Below are 18,892 nucleotides of genomic sequence, written 5' to 3'. Positions count from 1 at the left end.
TCCGCGATGCATCCCAATGATGATGACCGCACCCAGTTCATGCCGCGTCCGGGTGGTCGTTCCCCGGAACCTGCTCGCGCAGAACCGACTGCTGCACCGCTGTCGATGCCGGCTGCACCGGTCCTGACCGGCACCGCCTGTGGCCTTAACCCGCTGGAAAGCGCCGCTGGCCCGCTGTTGGCGTTACTGACGCGCCTGCGAAACACCATTTCCCACCCGGCGCCGTCGAGCCTGCGGGCGCAATTGCTGGCCTACCTGCGCCAGTTCGAAGAGCGCGCCGAGGCCGCCGGCGTAGCCCGCAACGATGTGCTGCTGGCCCGTTACGCGCTGTGCACCGCCCTCGATGAAGCCGTGCTCAGCACGCCGTGGGGCAGTGCCAGTGACTGGGGCAAACAGAGCCTGTTGATCACCGTGCACAACGAAGCCTGGGGCGGCGAGAAGGTGTTCCAGTTGCTGGATCACTGCCTGCAAAGCCCGCGCGAACGCCTGTACCTGCTGGAACTGTTGTACCTGTGCATGTGCCTGGGTTTCGAAGGCCGCTACCGGGTAATGAACGATGGTCGTAGCCAATTGGAAGCCTTGCGCGAACGTACCGCTGCGGCCATTCGCAGTGCGCGCGGTGAGCATGAGCGAGAGCTATCGCCCCATTGGCGCGGCGTTTCCGTGGCCCGTGATCGCCTGGCGCAATTCATGCCTCCGTGGATCGCCGTGGCCATCGGTCTCGCACTGTTGCTGGCACTGCTGTTCGGCCTGCGGATGAAGCTGGCGTCGGACGCCGAGCCGGTGTTCAAAAATATTCATACCTTGGGGGAAATCCCGGTGCAGGCCATTGACCGCCCCGTGGTGCAGCCGAAAATCATCGAGCGGCCACGCTTGGCGGGCTTCCTCGCCGAAGACATCAAGGCCGGTCGTGTGGCGGTGGAAGATGCCGTTGACCGTTCCGTGGTGACTATCCGTGGCGATGAGCTTTTCGCCTCGGCCAGCTCCAGCATCGTCGATGACTTCCAGCCGCTGATGCTGCGCATCGCCGATGCCATCCGCAAGGTCAAGGGCCAGGTGCGTGTCACTGGGCACAGCGATAACCGTCCGATTGCCACCCTGCGTTTCCCGTCCAACTGGGCGCTGTCCGAGGCGCGGGCCAAGTCGGTGCTGGAGATTCTCGCGGCCAAGACCGGCCAGCCGGACCGCTTCAGCGCCGAGGGTCGCAGCGACACCGAGCCGTTGGCGTCGAACAACACAGCTGAAGGCCGTGCGCGCAATCGCCGGGTTGAAATCACCGTATTGGCGGAGGGGGTCGAGTGAAGGCGTTTTTCAGTTTTGTGATTCGCTGGGTGATCCCGCTGCTGGGCCTGATCGCCTTGAGCCTGATCATTTGGTTTGTCGGGCCGCTGCTCGAAATGCTGGTGCCGGAAGGGCGGCGTTGGGCGCTGATCATCCTGGTATTCGCGGTATGGATCGCCTATCGCGTTTTCCGGATTATCCAGGCGCGCCGTCAGGCCGCCGAAGTGATGCGCAGCCTTGCGGCAGAGACCCCGCCGGACCCCGCCAGCGTCGCCACTGCCGAAGAACTGGCGACCCTGCGCCAGCGTATGGACGAAGCCTTGGTGCTGTTGAAGAAAGCCAAGCTGGGCGGTGACGAACGCCGCAACCTGTACGAGCTGCCGTGGTATGTGATTATCGGCCCGCCGGGTTCGGGCAAGACCACCGCGCTGGTCAACTCCGGGCTGCACTTCCCGCTGGCGGCGCAACTGGGCGCTGGTGCGGTGCGTGGCGTGGGCGGCACCCGCAACTGCGATTGGTGGTTCACCGACCAAGCCGTATTGCTGGACACCGCCGGCCGTTACACCACCCAGGACAGCGACGCCACGGTGGATAAAGCCGCGTGGCTGGGCTTCCTCGACCTGCTGAAAAAGCAGCGCTCCCGTCGTCCGATTGACGGCGCGTTCATCGCCATTAGCCTGTCGGATCTGCTGCTGGGCAGCGATGCTGAGCGTGCCGCCCATGCTGCGGCGATTCGCTTGCGCATCCAGGAGCTGTACACCCAATTGGGCGTACGCTTCCCGATCTACCTGATGCTGACCAAGCTTGATCTGGTGCCAGGCTTCATGGAGTTCTTCGACAACCTGAGCAAGGAAGAGCGGGCCCAGGTGTGGGGCATGACCTTTGCCCTGGACGACGGCAAGAATAGCGACAGCCCGCTGGCTCATCTGCAAAGCGAGTTCGCTGGCCTGGAGCAACGCCTCAATGATCGCCTGGTGGAGCGCCTGCAACAGGAGCGTGACCCGGCACGTCGTGACCTGATCTACGGCTTCCCACAGCAGTTCGGTGCGCTGAAGGATTGCCTGCAAAACTTCCTCGAAGGCGTGTTCAAACCCAACGCCTTTGAAGAGCGTGTATTGCTGCGCGGTGTGTATTTCACCAGCGGTACCCAGGAAGGCAGCCCGATTGACCGGCTGATCGGCGCCATGGCCCAAAGCATGAACCTGGACCGCCAGCACCTGGCGCGCCAGAGCGGCACAGGGCGCAGTTACTTCATCGAAAAACTCTTTACCGCCGTGGCCTTTGCCGAGCGCGGATTGGTCGGGGTCAACCCCAAGGTCGAGCGGCGACGCAAATGGATCGCCCGTGGCGTCCTGGCCGCGACCGTGGCATTGGTGTTGGTGGTCAGCACCGTATGGTGGATCAGCTACCGCGCCAACCAGGCCTATATCGCCCAGGTCGATCAGAAGCTTGCACCGCTGGGCCAGACCGTACAAAACCTCAGCCCGGCGCAACGGGATGTCCTCGCGGTGCTGCCGTTGCTCAACGCGGTGAAGAACCTTGCCGGTGACTCCCCAAGCTGGGCTGAAGGCCTGGGCCTGTATCAGGGCGACATGCTCGAAGCCGAGTCTGGTAGCGTCTATCGCAAGTTGTTGATCGCGGTGTTTTCGCCACGGCTGGTGACGCGCATCGAAGAGCAACTGCACGGCGGCGGCAACTCCGACTTCCTCTACGAAGGCTTGAAGGCCTACCTGATGCTCGCCGATAACGAGCATTACGACCCGGACTTCATCAAGGCCTGGATCGCCCTGGACTGGGACCGCAACCTGCCGCGCGACCTGCCTGCCGATCAGCGCCAGGCACTGATCGGGCATTTGCAGGCGTTGTTCGAACGTCACCCGCCGAACGCACGCCTTGACCCGCGCCTGATCGACGACTTGCGTCGGCAGCTGCAACAACTGCCCGTGGCCCAGCGCGTCTATGACCGGGTCAAACGCCAGAAACTGCCGGATGGCGTGCTGGACTTTCGCATCAACGAAGCTGCCGGGCGTGATGCCGCGCTGGTGTTCAGTCGCAAGAGCGGCAAGCCGTTGGGCGACCCGTTGAGCGGCCTCTTCACCGCCAAGGGTTATCGCCAAGGCTTTTTGCTCACCAGCCTGAACCAGGCCGGCACCCTCGCTGAAGAGCAGTGGGTGCTGGGCCATGAGCCGGCCGATCAGCAGAACGTTGTCAGCCTTGCTGCCGATGTGCGCCGCCTGTATTTCCAGGACTATCAACGCCAGTGGGATGCCTTGCTGGCGGATATCGACTTTGTGCCGATCACCAGCGTGGCCCAGGCGGCCGACGTTTTGCGGGTGATTTCCGGCCCGACCTCGCCGCTGAAAAAGCTGCTGGTGGCGGTGGCCAAGGAAACCGACCTGCAACAGGAAGAGCGCTTGCTGGCCGCCAAGGGGGCGCCGGTGGAAGGCGGTGTCGACAAGCTCAAGGAGCGCCTGGGCAGTTTGCTCGGCCAGGAGCAACCCGCGGCAAACACTCCGGCGACCAGCGAAGACCCGGTGACCACGCACTTCGCCGAACTCAACAGCATCGTCAGCAAGAGCGAAGGTGACCCAGCCGCCATCGACGGCCTGCTGGCGGATATGAATGCGCTGTATGTGCAGGTCAGTGCCATGGTCGGTGCCAGTGGCGACGCCTTGCTCGGCGAGGCCAAGAACCAGGCAGCGGCTGCGGCCACGCGGGTCAGCCTTAACGCCGAACGCCAGCCGCCGCTGGTGCAAGGCTTGGTCAAGTCGGTGGTCAACTCCACCACCAACAGCATGATGGGCGGGGTGCGCAATCAACTGAACGCAGCCTGGGTCAGCGAAGTGGTCAACGTCTACCGCCAGTCCCTGGCGGGGCGTTATCCGATGTCCCCCGGCAGCGCCCGCGATGCGACGTTGGATGACTTCGGCCAGTTCTTCGGTGTGGGCGGGGTAATGGATAACTACTTCCGCAAATACCTGCAGCCTTATGTCGACACCTCGACGCAGACCTGGCGCTGGCAGCCGGGCGCGGCGCAGAAGCTCGGAATTGCGCCGGGTGTGCTGCAAACCTTCCAACGCGCAGCGACCATTCGCGATGCGTTTTTCCGCGCTGGAGGTACTCAGCCGATTGTACGTTTCGAACTCAAGCCAGTGGCGATGGACGCGACGATCACTCAGTTCCTGCTTGACCTGGACGGCCAGCAACTGAGCTACGACCACGGTCCCAGCCGTCCGGTCGCCATGCAATGGCCCAACCCTGGCAGCATCGGCGTGGTGCGGATTTCCATCATGCCGCCGTCGGCCAGCGGTCGCTCTGGCGTCACTCTGGACGGTCCGTGGGCGTGGTTCCGTTTGCTGGAGCAGTCGGACCTGACTGCCGGCAATTCGCCGGACCGCTTCAACCTGCGGCTGCGGGTCGACGGCGCGAGCATTTCCTACGAGCTGCGGGCCAACAGTGCCTTCAACCCGTTCAAGAGCCGCGTGCTCAGTGGCTTCAGCCTGCCGGAGCGGTTATGAAAACGCTGGGTTTCTACGGCAAGTTGGCCAGTCGCGGGGACTTTGTCAGCCGCGCTCTGCCGCAAAGTTTTATCGGCCCCTGGGACAGCTGGCTGGCGGCAGGTTTGCTCGCCAGTCAAGGCAGCCTCGGCGGTGATTGGTTGAATACGTATCTGGTCAGCCCGTTGTGGCGCTTTGTGCTGGCGCCGGGTGTGTGCGGGCCGGACGCCGCCGTCGGTGTGGTGATGCCGAGCATCGACCGGGTCGGGCGTTATTTCCCGCTGACGGTCGCGACATTGCTGGGTCACGACACCGATCCTGCTTCGGTCATCGGCGGCCCTGACGCCTGGTTTGAACAGGTAGAGGAGTTGCTGTTGAGCACCCTTGACGTGGATGCCAGCTTTGAAGGTTTCAGCGAGGGGCTTGAGGCCCTGGGTGGCCCGGCGACTCGGCCGCGCACGTTGGGCAGTCGCTTTGCCGGCCTGCAACGGTTTACTGCCATTGATCCGCAAGCACGGATGACGGTGCTCGCCGAACAGGCCTGCGAAGGCGCGAGCCTGTGGTGGGGACGTGGTTCGGAACGAATTTCCCCAGGTTTGATGCGGTGTCAGGGCCTGCCGCCCGCTGCTGATTTTGCGCAATTTTTGCTCGGACAAGAAGGTGTTGTGTAGATGCGGTCCACCCTAGGCGTCACCTTTAAATCCGCGAGCAAGAGCCACGTCGGCATGGTCCGCCAGGTCAACGAGGACGCGTGCCTGGACCTGCCGGAAAACGGCTTGTGGGTGGTTGCTGATGGAATGGGCGGTCATGCGGCCGGCGATTATGTCAGCAGCTTGATTGTCGACAGCCTGCGCAGCATTCCCGTGGGCCGCTCCCTGGATGAATATGCTTCGGCGTTGCGCAGTGACTTGAATCGAGTCAACGCGGCGGTGCGTGAAGAAACCGCCAACCGTGGCGTGACGATGATGGGCAGCACCGTGGTGGTGCTGGCTGCGCGAGGCTTGCGTGGCGTGTGCCTATGGGCCGGTGACAGCCGCCTGTATCGTCTGCGAGACGGTGAGTTGGAACGCATTTCCCGCGACCACAGCTACGTGCAGGACCTGCAAGACAGTGGCCTGCTCAGCGAAGCCGATGCGCGGGTGCACCCTCGGGCCAATATCGTCACCCGCGCCATTGGCGTCGAGGCACAACTGGAGTTGTCGGTGGTCGACCTGCTGATCGCGCCCGGCGACAGCTACCTGCTGTGCAGCGATGGCCTGAACAAGACCGTCGAGGACCATGAGATCCACGAGGTGCTGAGCCATGACGAACCGGACGAAATTGTCCGCAGCCTGGTACACCTGGGGCTCAACCGTGGCGCGCCCGACAACATCACCGCCATCGTCGTGAAGGTTTCGCCATGAACATCGTCATTCCCGGTTACGACATCGAAGGCGAAATCGGCGAAGGCGCCATGGCCAGCGTCTACCTGGCGACCCAGCGTTCCCTGGAGCGCAAGGTGGCGCTGAAGATCATGGCCGCCGCGCTGGCCGCCGACCCGAGTTTCTGCGAGCGCTTCTTGCGCGAAGGCAAGACCCTGGCGCGGCTGTCCCACCCCCACACCGTGACTATCCATGACATTGGCAATGTCGGTGAGCTGTATTACATGGCCATGGAATACCTGCCCAACGGCACGCTCAAGGAGCGCATCGCCGCTGGCCTGACGCCGGAGCAGGGGCTGATCTACATCCGCCAGATAGCCTCGGCATTGGGTTATGCCCATGCCCAAGGGTTGGTCCACCGGGATGTCAAACCGGCGAATATTCTGTTTCGCGCCGATGGCACCGCTGTGCTGTCCGATTTTGGCATCGCCAAGTCCCTGGACGACCGCACCCAATTCACCCAGGCCGGTTTTGCTGTCGGTACGCCGAGCTACATGAGCCCGGAGCAGGCTCGGGGCCAGGACATCGATGGTCGCGCCGACCTCTATGCGCTGGGCGTGGTGCTTTACGAAATCCTCGTCGGCAAGTTGCCTTACACCGGCAACGATGCGCTTTCCACCGCGCTGGCGCACTTGACCGAGCCCTTGCCGGAATTGCCGGTGCACCATGGTCGTTACCAGGATGTGTTGCGCAAGTTGTTGGCCAAGGACCCGGCGGAGCGCTTTGCGGATGCGGCGGCGTTGCTATGGGCGCTGGATCACCTGCCGAAGGAAGCGGTGGAGGCGACGTTGATTCGGCCAGTGGTCATGCCGATTCCGGTCAGCACAGATCTGGCGGGACTGACCCCGGTGTCCATCGAGATTCCCACCGACAAGCCACAGCCACAGCCTGTGCGCCAGCCGGTGGTGACGCCGACGCAACACCGCGCCGTTTCCGAACAGCACCGTGGTCCGGTGCTGGCACTCGCCGCCGTTGCGGTGGCGGTCGCGTTGGCCATTGGCGGGGCGAGTTATTGGTGGATGAGTGACGATACGCCAGCCGCTCCACCGGCTGCATCAGTGGTCACGACGCCGCCCGTCAACACACCGACTGCGGTTAAGCCGCTAGTGGCCGATGTCGACGGCGGCCAGCGCCCATTGCTTATGGCCGGCAAAAAAACCTTGTTCCAGCGCGTGCTCAGCAAGCCCGGCGCCAAGCTCTCCGTTGAGGCAGGCGGCACTCCGGGCAGGGCCTTGCCGGCGTTTTCCGTGCTCTACGTTTATCAGCGCAAGGACATCGATGGCAGCCCTTGGCTGCGCATTGGCGCCGCCACCGACGGGCGCAGCGACGGCTGGTTGCCAGCCGCCCAGGTCAGTGACTGGAAGCAGAGCCTGGTACTCAAGTTCACCGAGCGCTCGGGCCGCGCGCCCGTGATGTTCCTGCGCCAATCCGGCGAAGTGGAAAAATTGTTGGCCGATCCTGCCGCGGCGAAAAGCCTGCTGCTTAAGGCGCAGAAAAACAGTGAGGACAACCAGCAGGTCCTGGCCCTGGAGCCTACTGCCAGTGCCGTCCCGCAAAATCAGTTCTACCTGCTGCCGATCTTCGACTCCAAGGAGAGCTTCGACGAGAACGGCCAGCCGGTGCAGTTGCTCAATGTTGCCTCCATCGACCCCGGCAGCACGCCACAAACCGTGGCCAAACCCGCCACGCCCGTGATCAGCGCCAACGCCGATGCCTTCCGCACCGCCGTGGTGTTGGTGGTGGACACCACCGTATCGATGCAACCCTATATCGACCAGGTGCGCGACGTGGTCCACGAGCTGCAAACCCGCATCGCCGAGCGGGGCGAGCTGGGCAGCGTCAGCTTCGGCATGGTCGGCTTTCGCAGCAGCATCAAGAAAACCCCCGGCCTGGAATACGTGGCCAAGACCCTCATCACCCTGGATCAGGGCCGCGACCCGCAACGCTTCCTCGACATGGCGCGGCAGGTCAAGGCCTCGACGGTCTCCAGCCACTCGTTCAACGAAGATGCGTTCGCCGGGGTGATGCAGGCGGTGGAAGGCATGGACTGGTCCGGCTATGGCGGGCGCTTGATCCTGTTGGTCACCGACGCAGGCGCCTTGCGCAAGAACGACCCGTTCGCCGCCACCCAAATGAACGAAGCCGAAGTGCGTCAGGCGGCGCTGGGCAAGCAGATCAAAATCTACGCCTTGCACCTGCGCACCGACGCCGGCAAGAAAACCCACAGCGGTGCTGAAACCCAGTACCGCATCCTGACTGCCGACGCCAACCCACAGATCGGCGATCTGTACACGCCGGTGCTCGGTGGCGACGTGCGCAAGTTCGGCGAGCGCGTCGATGAGATCGGTACCGTGTTCGCCAATCTGGTGCATCAAGTGCGCAGCAACACGCCGCAGCCGGTGCCGCTGCTCAGTGCTGCGCCGAGCCTGGCGGACAAGTCCGCCGCCGTCGGCTATGCCATGCACATGGATTTTCTCGGTCGAAAAACCGCCAGTCAGGCGCCGCAACTGGTCAGCGCCTGGACCGCCGACCGTGACCTGACCAACCCGGCGCTGCCGGCGTTTCAGGTGTGTGTGATGTTGACCAAACTGCAACTCAACGATTTGCAGCAGTCGCTGAAACTGATCGTCGATGCGGCACGTAAAACCCAAACCTCGCCGAAAGATTTCTTCCAGGAGATCGCCAGCGCCAGCGCCTACATGAGCCGCGATCCGTCGGCGTTGCGCAAGGGCGGCAACCTGGCCGACGGCGGCATTCTTGGTGAATACCTGGAAGGCCTGCCGTATCGCAGCAAATCGCTGAACATGACCCAGGACTTGTGGCTGTCCTTGAGTGTGGCTGAGCAGGAAGACTTTATCGATGAGCTGGATTCGAAAATCCGTCTCTACGAAACCTTCCACAACGATGTGGCCAACTGGGTCCGTTTCGGCGATGCCGAACCGGGTGACGCGTTGTACCGCGTGCCGTTGTCGACGTTGCCGTAATGCTGAACTTGAGCGCGGTGCACAAGAGTCGGGGCGTCGGTAGCCAGCGCTATAGCCTGGTGATTGAGGCGCTGCAACTGGGTGCCGGTGAGCAACTGGCGATTGTCGGGCCAAGCGGTTGCGGCAAAAGCACGCTGCTGGATTTGCTGGCCTTGGTGTTAGCGCCGGATCAGGCGGGGCAGTTTGACTTCAACCATGTCGACATCGCCGAGCTATGGCGTGCCGATCAGCAAAGTGCCTTGGCAGATCTGCGTAGCCGGCACCTCGGCTATGTGCTGCAAACCGGCGGCCTGTTGGGCTTTCTCGATGTGCGCGGCAACATTGCCCTATCCCGAAAGTTGTTGGGTTTGAAGGACGACGGCAGCGTGGCACGACTCGCCGAGCAACTGGAAATCACCGATCAATTGGGCAAGAAACCGGCGGCCTTGTCCGTGGGCCAACGCCAGCGCGTGAGCTGCGCGCGGGCGTTGGCTCATGCTCCGCAGTTGTTGCTGGCCGATGAACCGACCGCGGCGCTCGATCCGCTGAACGCCGAGAGGGTGATGCAGGCGCTGTTGGCCCAGACCCGAGAAAGCGGCGTGTGCTGCGTAATCGCTACCCACGACGAACCTTTGGTTCGCGCCAGTGGCTTGCAGGTGCGGCGCATCAGTTGCCGTCGTGACGCCGACGGCGGCGTCACCGCCACCCTTGGGGAGGCCTGCTGATGCGCGGCGCGCTAGTGGCTTCCCTGGCCTGGCAGGATTACCGCAACGACGCCTGGCTGTCGGCCTGTTCGGTGTTGGCGCTGGTGGCGGTGATCGCGCCGTTGCTGGTGTTATTTGGCCTGAAGTTTGGGCTGGTTAGCAGTTTGACCGAACGATTGGAGAATGACCCGGCCACCCGGGAAATTATTCCGTTGGGCGGTGGTCGATTCAGCAGTGCATTTGTCGAGCAGCTCAGCCAGCGCAGCGATGTGGCATTTGCCTTGCCGCGTACCCGGCAGATTGCGGCGACGGCACTGTTGGCTGGCGTGGTGACGGTGGAGATGCTGCCGACGACCGAAGGTGATCCGTTGTTGGCAGGGATGCCCATGCCTCAGGGTCTGGATCAGATCGTGCTGAGCCATACGGCTGCCGAGAAGCTGGGGGCGAAGGACGGGGATTGGCTGCAAGCGAGTTTTGGTCGCCAGGTGGCGGGTCGGGTTGAGGCGCAGCGCACTCGCGTTCAGGTGCTGAGCGTATTACCGCTGCAAGCGTTCGCCCGAGACGCAATCTTCGCGACGTTGGGCTTGCTGGAAGCGGCGGAAGATTACCGCGATGGCCGTGCGGTACCGGCGTTGGGCTGGGACGGCGAGGCAGTCGGCGTGAGCGAGCAACGGGTGTACCCGGCGTTCCGCCTATATGCCCGCAGCCTGACGGATGTCGAGCCGTTACGGGTGTATTTCGCCGGGCAGAACCTATTGGTGTCGACCCAGGCCCAGACCATCGCCCAGGTGCAGTCGTTGAGCCGCAACCTGTCGGTTGTGTTCTGGATCATTTGCGGACTGGCTCTGGCCGGTGCGTTTGCCGCGATTTTTGCGGGCGCGCTGGCGGCAGTCGAGCGCAAGCGGCGGGAGTTGTCGGTGTTGCGTTTGTTGGGTTTTTCCACCGGCGCGTTGCTGCTGTTTGTGGTGTTGCAGGCGCTGTACAGCGCAGGTTTTGCCGCGTTGCTCGGCGGTGCCTTGTACGGTTTGGCCGAGTCGGCCTTGAACCAATTATTTGTGCAGGTGCCGGGCGAATACGCCAGCCACCTGCTGGCGCGTCATTACGCCCTGGCCCTGGTTGCAATCCTCGGCGTCAGCGCCGTGGCGGCAGCCTGTGGCGGTTGGCGAGTGGCACGTATCCAGGCTTCTGAAGGAATCAGAGATGTATAAGTTACTGGGCGCCGCCGTGGCGCTGAGCCTGGCCTCGATGGCTTGGGCCGATGAGGCGAGCGACAAGCTGGACAACCCCAAGCCGTTGGCCGATGACGTCAGCCTGCCGCTGCCGTGCGAAGGCAATATGGTGTTCCGTTATGCCTACGTGCTGGCGCAAGGCACCCTGGACGACCGCGAGATCAGCCTCGGCTACCCGTTCAGCGAAGGCGAGGCGGGCTATCAGCAGTCGTTTATCTCCGGTTATCGTCGGGACTTTATTAACGGTCAGTTCACCCTCAAGGATTTGCCCAAGGGCTGGAACAAGGTCATCGCGCCGTTGATGCCCAAGACCGACGCCAAGACTCCGCTCAAGCCGATGCTGTACTTCATCGGCAAGTACGAAGTCACTGCCCGCCAATACGCCCAGGTCATGTCCCAGGCGCAATCGCTAGCCAGTGGCGAACCGGCCCCGGCCTGCGACGCACCCTCCGGCATGGCCGGGCGCTTGCCCAAGGTCAAGCTGTCGCGCTTTGAAGCAGAGCGCTTCTCGGCGGTGTACAGCGCGTGGCTGATGAAGCACCACCGCGAGTTGCTGCCGGTCAGCGGCCGGGGTTCTTCGGCAGACGATGGCGGCTTGGGCTTTGTGCGCCTGCCCACCGAAGTGGAGTGGGAATTCGCTGCGCGGGGCGGTCAAGCCGCGAGCCGCCAGGATCTGGAGGGCCGGCTGTTTCCGCGCCGAATTGAAGGCAGCGAAAGCGACGGCCCGTTGGCGGATTGGGCGGTGTTCAACCAGGTCGCTGGCGGCACCGGCCAGGCCGCGCGCTTGATGCCTATTGGCACCAAGCTACCCAACCCGATCGGCATGTTCGACGTGATTGGCAACGCTGCCGAAATGGTCCAGGAATCCTTTCAATTGGTCCACGCCGGGCGCCGCCAGGGCACCTACGGCGGCTTTGTGGTCAAGGGCGGTAATTACCTGGAAGGTGAGGGCACGCTGTTCACCGGCATGCGCCGCGAGTACCCGTTGTTCGCGGTTGATGGCACCGAGCAAAGCAACGAAACCACCGGTTTTCGCGTGGCCATTGGCGCATTGTCGGCACCCCGTTCGCGCTACAAGGAGCTGTTCGCCCAGTGGCAGAAAGAAGGTCGGCTGGCTTCGCTGACCGATGCCATCGATGACGCCCAGGACCCGACCAAGCGCCTGGACAGCATCATCGCCGCCAGCGTCGACCCACGCCTGCAAGCCGAGCTGGGTCTGGTTAACGAAGAGCTCAAGCGCAACGTTTCGCTGATCGCCCAGCAGCGCGAGGAAGCGGCCGGCAACCTGATTCAGTCCGCCGCCCTGGTGGCCGAAACCATCAACAACTACAACATTCGCCTGACCAATCTGCAGAAGAGTCGGCAACAGTCCCTGGACGCCAAGGACGAGGCCAGCGCGCAGCTGTTTGCCACGGCTATCGACAATGGACGCAGCGCGCTGGACGGCGCGGTGGCGATCTATATCGACAACCTGGCCACCGGCACGCGCTACACCGATGCAGTGATTCAGGCGCAGTTTCAAAGGATCAAGGAAGAGTTGGATCGCAAGCCAGTACTGGGCAAGAGCCTGGTGACGCGTGCGACGTTATTCGTTCGTCATGTCGGCAACTACCGCAAGCAACAGCGGGCCGACCCGGCGGCGATATTGAAGGAATTGCTCGCAGCAAGCGGTCAGCGGTCTTGATCGCTGGTTGTACGGCGAGCTTGGAAGGGACTCAGGCGGCGGTGGGCCGTGCTGGGCTGGTCAAACTTAAACGAGAACACAACTATGCTTTTTTCCCGTAAGACGGTTTCCAAGCGTCATCTGCTGCTGATCGCCGCTGGCTTCAGCACTGTGCTGACTGGTTGCGCGACTTCACCTTCCTCCAAAGTGGCGTCGACCACCAAGGTCGAGTACTACCCGAGCTGCTACGAGCCGGTGCAACACCTGCGTGCCACTGATTCGGACATGACCAAGTCGGTCGTCACCGGTGCAGCCATCGGCGCTGCCGGCGGTGCACTGCTGGGCGCGCTGACCGGCGACTCCGACAAGCGCGGTCGCAATGCCGCCATTGGCGCAGCGGGCGGCGCACTGGCAGGCGGTGCGGCGGGTTACTACACCGAGCGCCAGAAGCAGGTCAGCGATGACAACCAGCGCATCGCCTCCTACGCCACCGACTTCAACAAGAGTGCCTCGGACATCGATCGCAGCACCTCTTACGCCAAGGCGTCCCAGCAGTGCTACCAGGGTGCGTTCACCAAGCTTGTAGCTGATAGAAAGGCCAAGACCGTCAACGACACCGAAGGTCGCAAGCGTCTGGCGGAAATCGTTGCCGGCCTCAAAGAGTCCAACGACCTGATCGTCGCCGTCAACGGCAAGGCCAGCGAAGACCTGAACAACTACACCCAGGCCTACGAGAAAGACCTGCAACAGGTGGGTGTTCAGCGTAATGACGTGGTAACCGTGGCCACTGCCGACGTTACCCCGGTCGTCACGCCTGCGAAAAAAGGCAAATCAACCGCGAAAATCACCAAGCGTCCACCACTGCCTGTTGTGCCCAAAGAAGCGGTAGCTACCGAGAAGACCATTCAGGGCGTCAAGACCAAGCAAGCTGAAAGCAAGCAGGTCGCCAGCGCCGGCACCACCCAGGTCAATAGCATGTGCAAAAACCCTGACCTGGGCGACTGGGCACCGGTTCCTTGCCCTAACGTCTGAGCAAAGTTGTTGCTATAAGCGGTAAACACAAGCCGATCTCCTGCTAACGCGGGAGATCGGTAGCGTTCTGGGCACAAATCGTTAAACTGCTGCGGCCACCCAATAATTACACTGAGGCCGTGTGCATGAAATTTCGTTTTCTTCTGTGGATGCTGGGCCTGTTGATGGGCAAAGCCAGCCGCAATAATCCTGCGTTCCAGCAACAGCTGGGTGACAAGGACCTGGCGTTTCAGCTGCAGACCCTCGACGGCAAGGTTGCCCGTCACTTCATCGTCAAGAACCAGCGCATCACTAGCCGTTCGGGTGTTCACCCCGAGCCTGCGTTCGCTATCGTCTTTAAAGATGCCGCCTATGGCTTCGCCACGATGCAGGCGAAGAACAAGCAACTGGCGTTCATGACGGGCATTCAGGACAAGTCGATCCAGATCAAGGGCAACCCGGCACTGGTGATGTGGTTCCAGGGGTTGACCAAGTATTTGAAGCCGAAGAAAAAGCCGAAGGCTTAAACAGAGTCGGAGCAGCTCCATGTGGCGAGCGGGCAAGCCCGCTCGTCACAACAAGCTCTTTGCCCAAGAGGCTGTTTAGCCCTGGCTGAACTGTGAAGCCAATTCGCGCAACAACACTTCCGCATCCAGCACCTTGCTCACCACATCCTCTGCCTTATCCCGGGTCAGGCCCAGGCGTTCCAGCAGTTCGTCCGGGATTTCTTCATCCGGCCCGGACCCGATGCCTCGGCTGCGCAGCAGGCGCACGGCCAGGCACACCAGGTTCGGGTATTCGGCGTATTGGCCGTCGTAGGTCGGATCGTGCTGGAAGCGCAGGGCTGTGGATAACTCGTCCGGCATATCCCAGTAGCGCATCAGCCAGGCACCGATCTGTTCGCGGCTGATCCCCAGCAGATGCTGCTCGATGTAGCTGTGGCACAGGTGCGGGTTGACCTCCAGGTGCCGGCAGATCAGCGAGAAGTGCGGCGGGAAGACGTGGGCCAGCAACAGGTAACCGAAGTTGTGCAGCAGGCCCGCCAGGTAAGTCAGGCCTGCTTCCGGGCGTTGGGCGCGGGGAATGGCGCGGGTCAGGCCTTCGATTACCGCAGCGGTGTAGATCGACTGATGCCAGTACGGAGTTGCGTGTTGCGGGTGGTCTTTGGGTAGGCTCAAGGTCTTGCCCAAGGCCAGGCCGAGGGCCAGGTTGATTACCAGATCAAAGCCCAGCACGCGGACGATGGCGTCTTCCACCGAGCGAATCTTGCCCGGCGAGGCATAGTACGGCGACGCCGCCCAGCTCACTACTTGCGCGGCCAGGGCCGGATCGGTTTCCACTACGCCGGTGATGTCGTCGATGGTGGCGTTGGGGTCTACCCGCAGCTTGATGATCTTCTGCGCCGTGTCGGCCAGGGGTGGAATCTCGATGGTCTCTTCCAGGCGTTGCTGGATGCGCCGGGCGGTGAAGGCCTGTACCGCCTGGGTGATTTCTTCGCGGTCGTCGTTCGGCCGGTCAAGGTTAGGCCGGATGCTGCTCAGGGGCTCGCCGAAGTTGGCGGCGCTGGCTTTGGTCAACATGCTCTTGAAGGCTTCGCTGGAGATTTCCAGTAACACACCGGCCTCGCCCGAGTGAACCAGCAAGGTCGGTTCGCGCAGCAGGCTTTCTTCATACAGGCACGGCGAGCTGGTCAGCGGCGGCAGGCCAGGTAACAGGCTCAGGCTGTGCTTGCCGAGCATGCGCTCAAGGCGTTCCTGAGACACAGCGGTGAGTCTGCGACCTGTCAATTCAGTGAGGCGATTGAGGTCCAGCAACTGGCTCTGGGGAAACAGCACCATCAGCGCGCCCACGGCATCATCGAGCAGCACTGCTTGAACCTTTCGTGCAGGGTTCAGTCCAGGCTGTTCGGCGACTTCCGTGTAGCTGATGGCGAGTTTTGCGAGCAGAGCCCGAATGACCGAAGGTGCGGTCGGCGGGGCTGTGGCGAGGGCAACTTCTGGCATGGCCTGATCCAATTTCCTACAGTCATCGGAGTATAACCAGCTTGATGCGGATGAGGGTCGACTAAGTGATTGTGCCGTCACACTTGGCCGTATTGCTGCCCATGCCTTAACCAGCGATCCAGCAATGGGCTGACGTGTTGCGGCCAGCGCTCCAGCAGCGCCTGGGCGGCGTCCCGTACGGCAGGCAGCAAGTCGGCATCGCGCATCAGGTCGGCGACCTTAAATTGCAGCAGGCCGGTCTGGCGGGTGCCGAGCATCTCGCCGGGGCCGCGCAGTTCGAGGTCTTTTTCGGCGATCACGAAGCCGTCGTTGGTTTCGCGCATGATCCCCAGGCGTTGGCGGCCGATCTGCGATAACGGCGGGTGGTACAGCAGCACGCAGTGGCTAGCGGCGCTGCCCCGGCCGACGCGACCGCGCAACTGGTGCAACTGCGCCAGGCCCAGGCGCTCGGGATTTTCGATGATCATCAGGCTGGCGTTGGGCACGTCGACACCGACTTCAATCACGGTGGTCGCCACCAGCAACTGCAGGTTTCCAGCCTTGAATTCGGCCATCACCGCGGCTTTTTCCACCGGCTTCATGCGCCCGTGAATCAGCCCGACCTTGAGCTCGCCCAAGGCGCTGGTGAGGTCTGCGTAGGTGGTTTCGGCGGCCTGGCAGGTTAGCTCTTCCGACTCCTCGATCAGTGTGCACACCCAATAGGCCTGACGCCCTTGCGCGCAGGCGTCGCGTACCCGTTCGATGACTTCGACGCGGCGGCTGTCGGTGATCAGCACCGTATTGACTGGAGTTCGGCCTGGCGGCAGTTCGTCGAGAATCGAGGTGTCGAGGTCGGCATAGGCGCTCATGGCCAGGGTGCGCGGGATCGGCGTGGCGGTCATGATCAACTGGTGCGGGCTCATCCGTCCACCCGCGCCCTTTTGGCGCAGCGCCAGGCGCTGCTGCACGCCGAAGCGGTGTTGTTCGTCGATGATCACCAGGGCCAGGTTCTTGAATTTCACCTCATCCTGGAACAGCGCGTGGGTACCGACCACCATGGGTGCGCCGGCTGCGATCTGCTCCAGAGCCGTTGCACGGTTCTTGCCTTTGAGCTTGCCCGCTAGCCACGCCACTTCCAGACCCAGGGGCTCGAGCCAGCGCTTGAAGGTGATGAAGTGCTGCTCGGCAAGGATCTCGGTGGGCGCCATCAGCGCCACCTGATAACCGGCTTCCAGGGCTTGTAGTGCAGCGAGGGCGGCGACCACGGTCTTGCCGGAGCCCACGTCACCCTGGATCAGGCGCAGCATCGGTTCTTTCTGGCTGAGGTCGTAGGCGATTTCATTGCCGACCCGATGTTGGGCACCGGTGGGCGCAAAGCCCAGGTTGGCCAGGTATTGCGCCGGCAGCCGGGTGGCTTTTGGCATTGCTGGCGCGCGCAGCGAGCGCATGCTCTCGCGCAGGCGTTGCTGGGACAGTTGGTGAGTCAGCAGCTCTTCGAACGCCAGGCGATGCTGGGCCCAGTGATGACCGAGGGCCAGTTCGTCGACGTCAGCGTCGGCCGGCGGATGGTGCAGGTAACGAATGGCGTCATCCAGCGGCGCCAATTGGTAATCCCGCGCCAGTTCCTCGGGCAGCCAGTCGGGCAAGCTTTTGGGACCGAGCAGGGTCAGGGTTTGCTGGCACAGCTGGCGCAGCCGCTGTTGGGTCAGGCCTTCGGTGAGCGGGTAGATCGGGGTAAGAGTCTGGTCCACCGGCGGTGGTTCGTCGCCAGTAATGGCGCGGTATTCCGGGTGGTAGATTTCCAGCCCCGAGGCACCAGGGCGGGCTTCGCCGTAGCAGCGCACGCGGGTGCCGCGCTTGAGGCCTTCTTTCTGGGCGTTGCTGAAATGGTAGAAGCGCAGGCTCAGGCCGCCGGTGCCATCTTGCAGGCGCACCACCAAGCTACGGCGCTTGCCCATCACCACATCGGCACCGCTGACGGTGCCTTCGATGACCGCGTCCTGCCCAGGGCGCAACTGGCCGATGGGCACCACGCGGGTACGATCCTGATAGCGCAGGGGCAGGTGGAACAGTACGTCCTGGAGGTTTTCCAGGCCGACCTTGGCCAGTTTTTCGGCCATGGCTTCACCGACACCCTTGAGTGCCGTCACCGACACCTGCGACAACTCGGTCATACGGCCCTTAGCTCGCAGCGGGCGGCTTGGCCACCGAACACAGGCGGATCGAGTCGGCGAGGATTTCAATGGCTTTCGGGCGCGGGAAGCTGGCGCGCCAGGCAATCGCCACGGTGCGGAACGGCACCGGCGGCGTCAGTGGGCGCACGGCGATCACGCCGGGGGCGTAGTGATGGCTGTCCACCGCTGACAGCGGCAGGATCGAAATGCCCAGGCCGGACGCCACCATATGGCGGATGGTTTCCAGGGAGCTGGATTCCACGGTGGTGTGCTTGGCGCCGTCGTTGCCTTTGGTCAGGGTCGGGCAGGCTTCCAGTACCTGGTCGCGGAAGCAATGGCCTTCGCCCAACAGCAGCAGGCTCTTGTCGTTGAGCAGGGCGGCGTCGATGGTGTCTTTTTGCGTCCACGGGTGGGACGCCGGCATCAGCACGTAGAACGGCTCATCGTAGAGCGGCAGGGTCAGCACGTCCGACTCGTTGAACGGCAGGGCAATAATAATCGCGTCCAGTTCGCCGTTACGCAGTTTGTCGCGCAGCACGTGGGTGAAGTTTTCTTCGATGTATAAAGGCATCTGCGGCGCGACGCGGTGCAGTTGCGGAATCAGGTGCGGGAATAGGTAGGGGCCGACAGTATAGATTGCGCCGACTTTCAGCGGTGCTGTCAGCTGGTTTTTGCCGGCCTGTGCCAGTTCGCGAATGCTTTGGGCTTGCTCCAGAACCTTCTGGGCCTGGGCGACGATGCCTTCGCCGACCGGGGTTAGGCGCACGGCGCTTTTGCTGCGCTCGAAAATCAGCACACCGAGTTCGTCTTCAAGCTTTTTCACACCCACCGACAAGGTCGGCTGGCTGACATGGCAACGCTCGGCCGCGTGGCCGAAGTGCTGCTCTTGGGCGAGGGTCACGATGTAGCGTAATTCTGTAAGAGTCATAGCGGGCGTCCATAAGGTTGCAGGCCAAGCATACCGGCT

The 18,892-nt window shown here is 62.8% G+C and carries 13 protein-coding genes; 10 read left to right on the top strand and 3 right to left on the bottom strand.

Annotation, left to right across the window (positions count from 1 at the left end; genetic code table 11):
- Positions 1–6: 6 nt before the first annotated feature.
- From ACZRJ6_RS08225 to ACZRJ6_RS08180, 10 genes are all read left to right on the top strand, one after another.
- Positions 7–1,302, top strand: coding sequence for a DotU family type VI secretion system protein (locus ACZRJ6_RS08225; protein ID WP_463967605.1), 1,296 nt, complete (start codon positions 7–9; stop codon positions 1,300–1,302).
- Entirely contained in the window at positions 1,299–4,799 is a 3,501-nt protein-coding gene (tssM, locus tag ACZRJ6_RS08220) for a type VI secretion system membrane subunit TssM (RefSeq protein WP_463967606.1), read from the top strand. The genes ACZRJ6_RS08225 and tssM overlap by 4 nt, the downstream gene beginning before the upstream one ends.
- Entirely contained in the window at positions 4,796–5,449 is a 654-nt protein-coding gene (gene tagF / locus ACZRJ6_RS08215) for a type VI secretion system-associated protein TagF (protein ID WP_463967607.1), read from the top strand. The genes tssM and tagF overlap by 4 nt, the downstream gene beginning before the upstream one ends.
- On the top strand, positions 5,450–6,181 hold the full coding sequence (locus tag ACZRJ6_RS08210; protein ID WP_463967608.1) for a PP2C family protein-serine/threonine phosphatase: 732 nt from the start codon (positions 5,450–5,452) through the stop codon (positions 6,179–6,181).
- Entirely contained in the window at positions 6,178–9,183 is a 3,006-nt protein-coding gene (locus ACZRJ6_RS08205; protein WP_463967609.1) for a serine/threonine-protein kinase, read from the top strand. The genes ACZRJ6_RS08210 and ACZRJ6_RS08205 overlap by 4 nt, the downstream gene beginning before the upstream one ends.
- On the top strand, positions 9,183–9,887 hold the full coding sequence (locus tag ACZRJ6_RS08200) for an ABC transporter ATP-binding protein (RefSeq protein ID WP_463967610.1): 705 nt from the start codon (positions 9,183–9,185) through the stop codon (positions 9,885–9,887). Before ACZRJ6_RS08205 ends, ACZRJ6_RS08200 begins: the two co-directional genes overlap by 1 nt.
- A complete protein-coding gene (locus ACZRJ6_RS08195) occupies positions 9,887–11,074 on the top strand; it encodes an ABC transporter permease (protein WP_463967611.1) in 1,188 nt (395 codons plus the stop codon). The genes ACZRJ6_RS08200 and ACZRJ6_RS08195 overlap by 1 nt, the downstream gene beginning before the upstream one ends.
- Complete coding sequence (locus ACZRJ6_RS08190) at positions 11,067–12,779, top strand: formylglycine-generating enzyme family protein (RefSeq protein WP_463967612.1); 1,713 nt, start codon at positions 11,067–11,069, stop codon at positions 12,777–12,779. The genes ACZRJ6_RS08195 and ACZRJ6_RS08190 overlap by 8 nt, the downstream gene beginning before the upstream one ends.
- An 84-nt stretch (positions 12,780–12,863) precedes the next feature.
- The gene (gene tagQ / locus ACZRJ6_RS08185; protein WP_463967613.1) at positions 12,864–13,790 is read left to right on the top strand and encodes a type VI secretion system-associated lipoprotein TagQ; all 927 of its coding nucleotides are present in this window, start codon (positions 12,864–12,866) and stop codon (positions 13,788–13,790) included.
- A gap of 125 nt (positions 13,791–13,915) precedes the next feature.
- The gene (locus ACZRJ6_RS08180; protein WP_350615131.1) at positions 13,916–14,296 is read left to right on the top strand and encodes a helicase; all 381 of its coding nucleotides are present in this window, start codon (positions 13,916–13,918) and stop codon (positions 14,294–14,296) included.
- A gap of 75 nt (positions 14,297–14,371) precedes the next feature.
- Here ACZRJ6_RS08180 and ACZRJ6_RS08175 read toward each other — a convergent pair whose 3' ends face one another.
- The 3 genes from ACZRJ6_RS08175 to ACZRJ6_RS08165 all read right to left on the bottom strand — a co-directional run bounded on the left by ACZRJ6_RS08175 (position 14,372) and on the right by ACZRJ6_RS08165 (position 18,853).
- A complete protein-coding gene (locus ACZRJ6_RS08175; protein ID WP_463967614.1) occupies positions 14,372–15,772 on the bottom strand; it encodes an aminoacyl-tRNA deacylase and HDOD domain-containing protein in 1,401 nt (466 codons plus the stop codon).
- Positions 15,773–15,849: 77 nt separating this feature from the next.
- Positions 15,850–17,925 (bottom strand): ATP-dependent DNA helicase RecG, encoded by a 2,076-nt coding sequence (recG, locus tag ACZRJ6_RS08170; RefSeq protein WP_463967615.1) that lies wholly within the window; start codon positions 17,923–17,925, stop codon positions 15,850–15,852.
- A 7-nt stretch (positions 17,926–17,932) separates the two neighbouring features.
- Positions 17,933–18,853 (bottom strand): hydrogen peroxide-inducible genes activator, encoded by a 921-nt coding sequence (locus ACZRJ6_RS08165; RefSeq protein WP_149412560.1) that lies wholly within the window; start codon positions 18,851–18,853, stop codon positions 17,933–17,935.
- Positions 18,854–18,892: the final 39 nt, after the last annotated feature.

Source organism: Pseudomonas sp. C321 (assembly GCF_055407105.1).
This window is presented reverse-complemented; position numbering and strand designations above follow the sequence as displayed.

Excerpts from the sequence above, each read along its gene's own strand:
- ACZRJ6_RS08210 (WP_463967608.1), top strand. The coding sequence starts at position 5,450 with ATGCGGTCCACCCTAGGCGTCACCTTTAAATCCGCGAGCAAGAGCCAC.
- ACZRJ6_RS08165 (WP_149412560.1), bottom strand. The coding sequence starts at position 18,853 with ATGACTCTTACAGAATTACGCTACATCGTGACCCTCGCCCAAGAGCAG.
- ACZRJ6_RS08180 (WP_350615131.1), top strand. The coding sequence starts at position 13,916 with ATGAAATTTCGTTTTCTTCTGTGGATGCTGGGCCTGTTGATGGGCAAA.
- ACZRJ6_RS08175 (WP_463967614.1), bottom strand. The coding sequence starts at position 15,772 with ATGCCAGAAGTTGCCCTCGCCACAGCCCCGCCGACCGCACCTTCGGTC.
- tagQ (WP_463967613.1), top strand. The coding sequence starts at position 12,864 with ATGCTTTTTTCCCGTAAGACGGTTTCCAAGCGTCATCTGCTGCTGATC.
- ACZRJ6_RS08200 (WP_463967610.1), top strand. The coding sequence starts at position 9,183 with ATGCTGAACTTGAGCGCGGTGCACAAGAGTCGGGGCGTCGGTAGCCAG.
- ACZRJ6_RS08225 (WP_463967605.1), top strand. The coding sequence starts at position 7 with ATGCATCCCAATGATGATGACCGCACCCAGTTCATGCCGCGTCCGGGT.
- ACZRJ6_RS08205 (WP_463967609.1), top strand. The coding sequence starts at position 6,178 with ATGAACATCGTCATTCCCGGTTACGACATCGAAGGCGAAATCGGCGAA.
- recG (WP_463967615.1), bottom strand. The coding sequence starts at position 17,925 with ATGACCGAGTTGTCGCAGGTGTCGGTGACGGCACTCAAGGGTGTCGGT.
- ACZRJ6_RS08190 (WP_463967612.1), top strand. The coding sequence starts at position 11,067 with ATGTATAAGTTACTGGGCGCCGCCGTGGCGCTGAGCCTGGCCTCGATG.
- ACZRJ6_RS08195 (WP_463967611.1), top strand. The coding sequence starts at position 9,887 with ATGCGCGGCGCGCTAGTGGCTTCCCTGGCCTGGCAGGATTACCGCAAC.
- tagF (WP_463967607.1), top strand. The coding sequence starts at position 4,796 with ATGAAAACGCTGGGTTTCTACGGCAAGTTGGCCAGTCGCGGGGACTTT.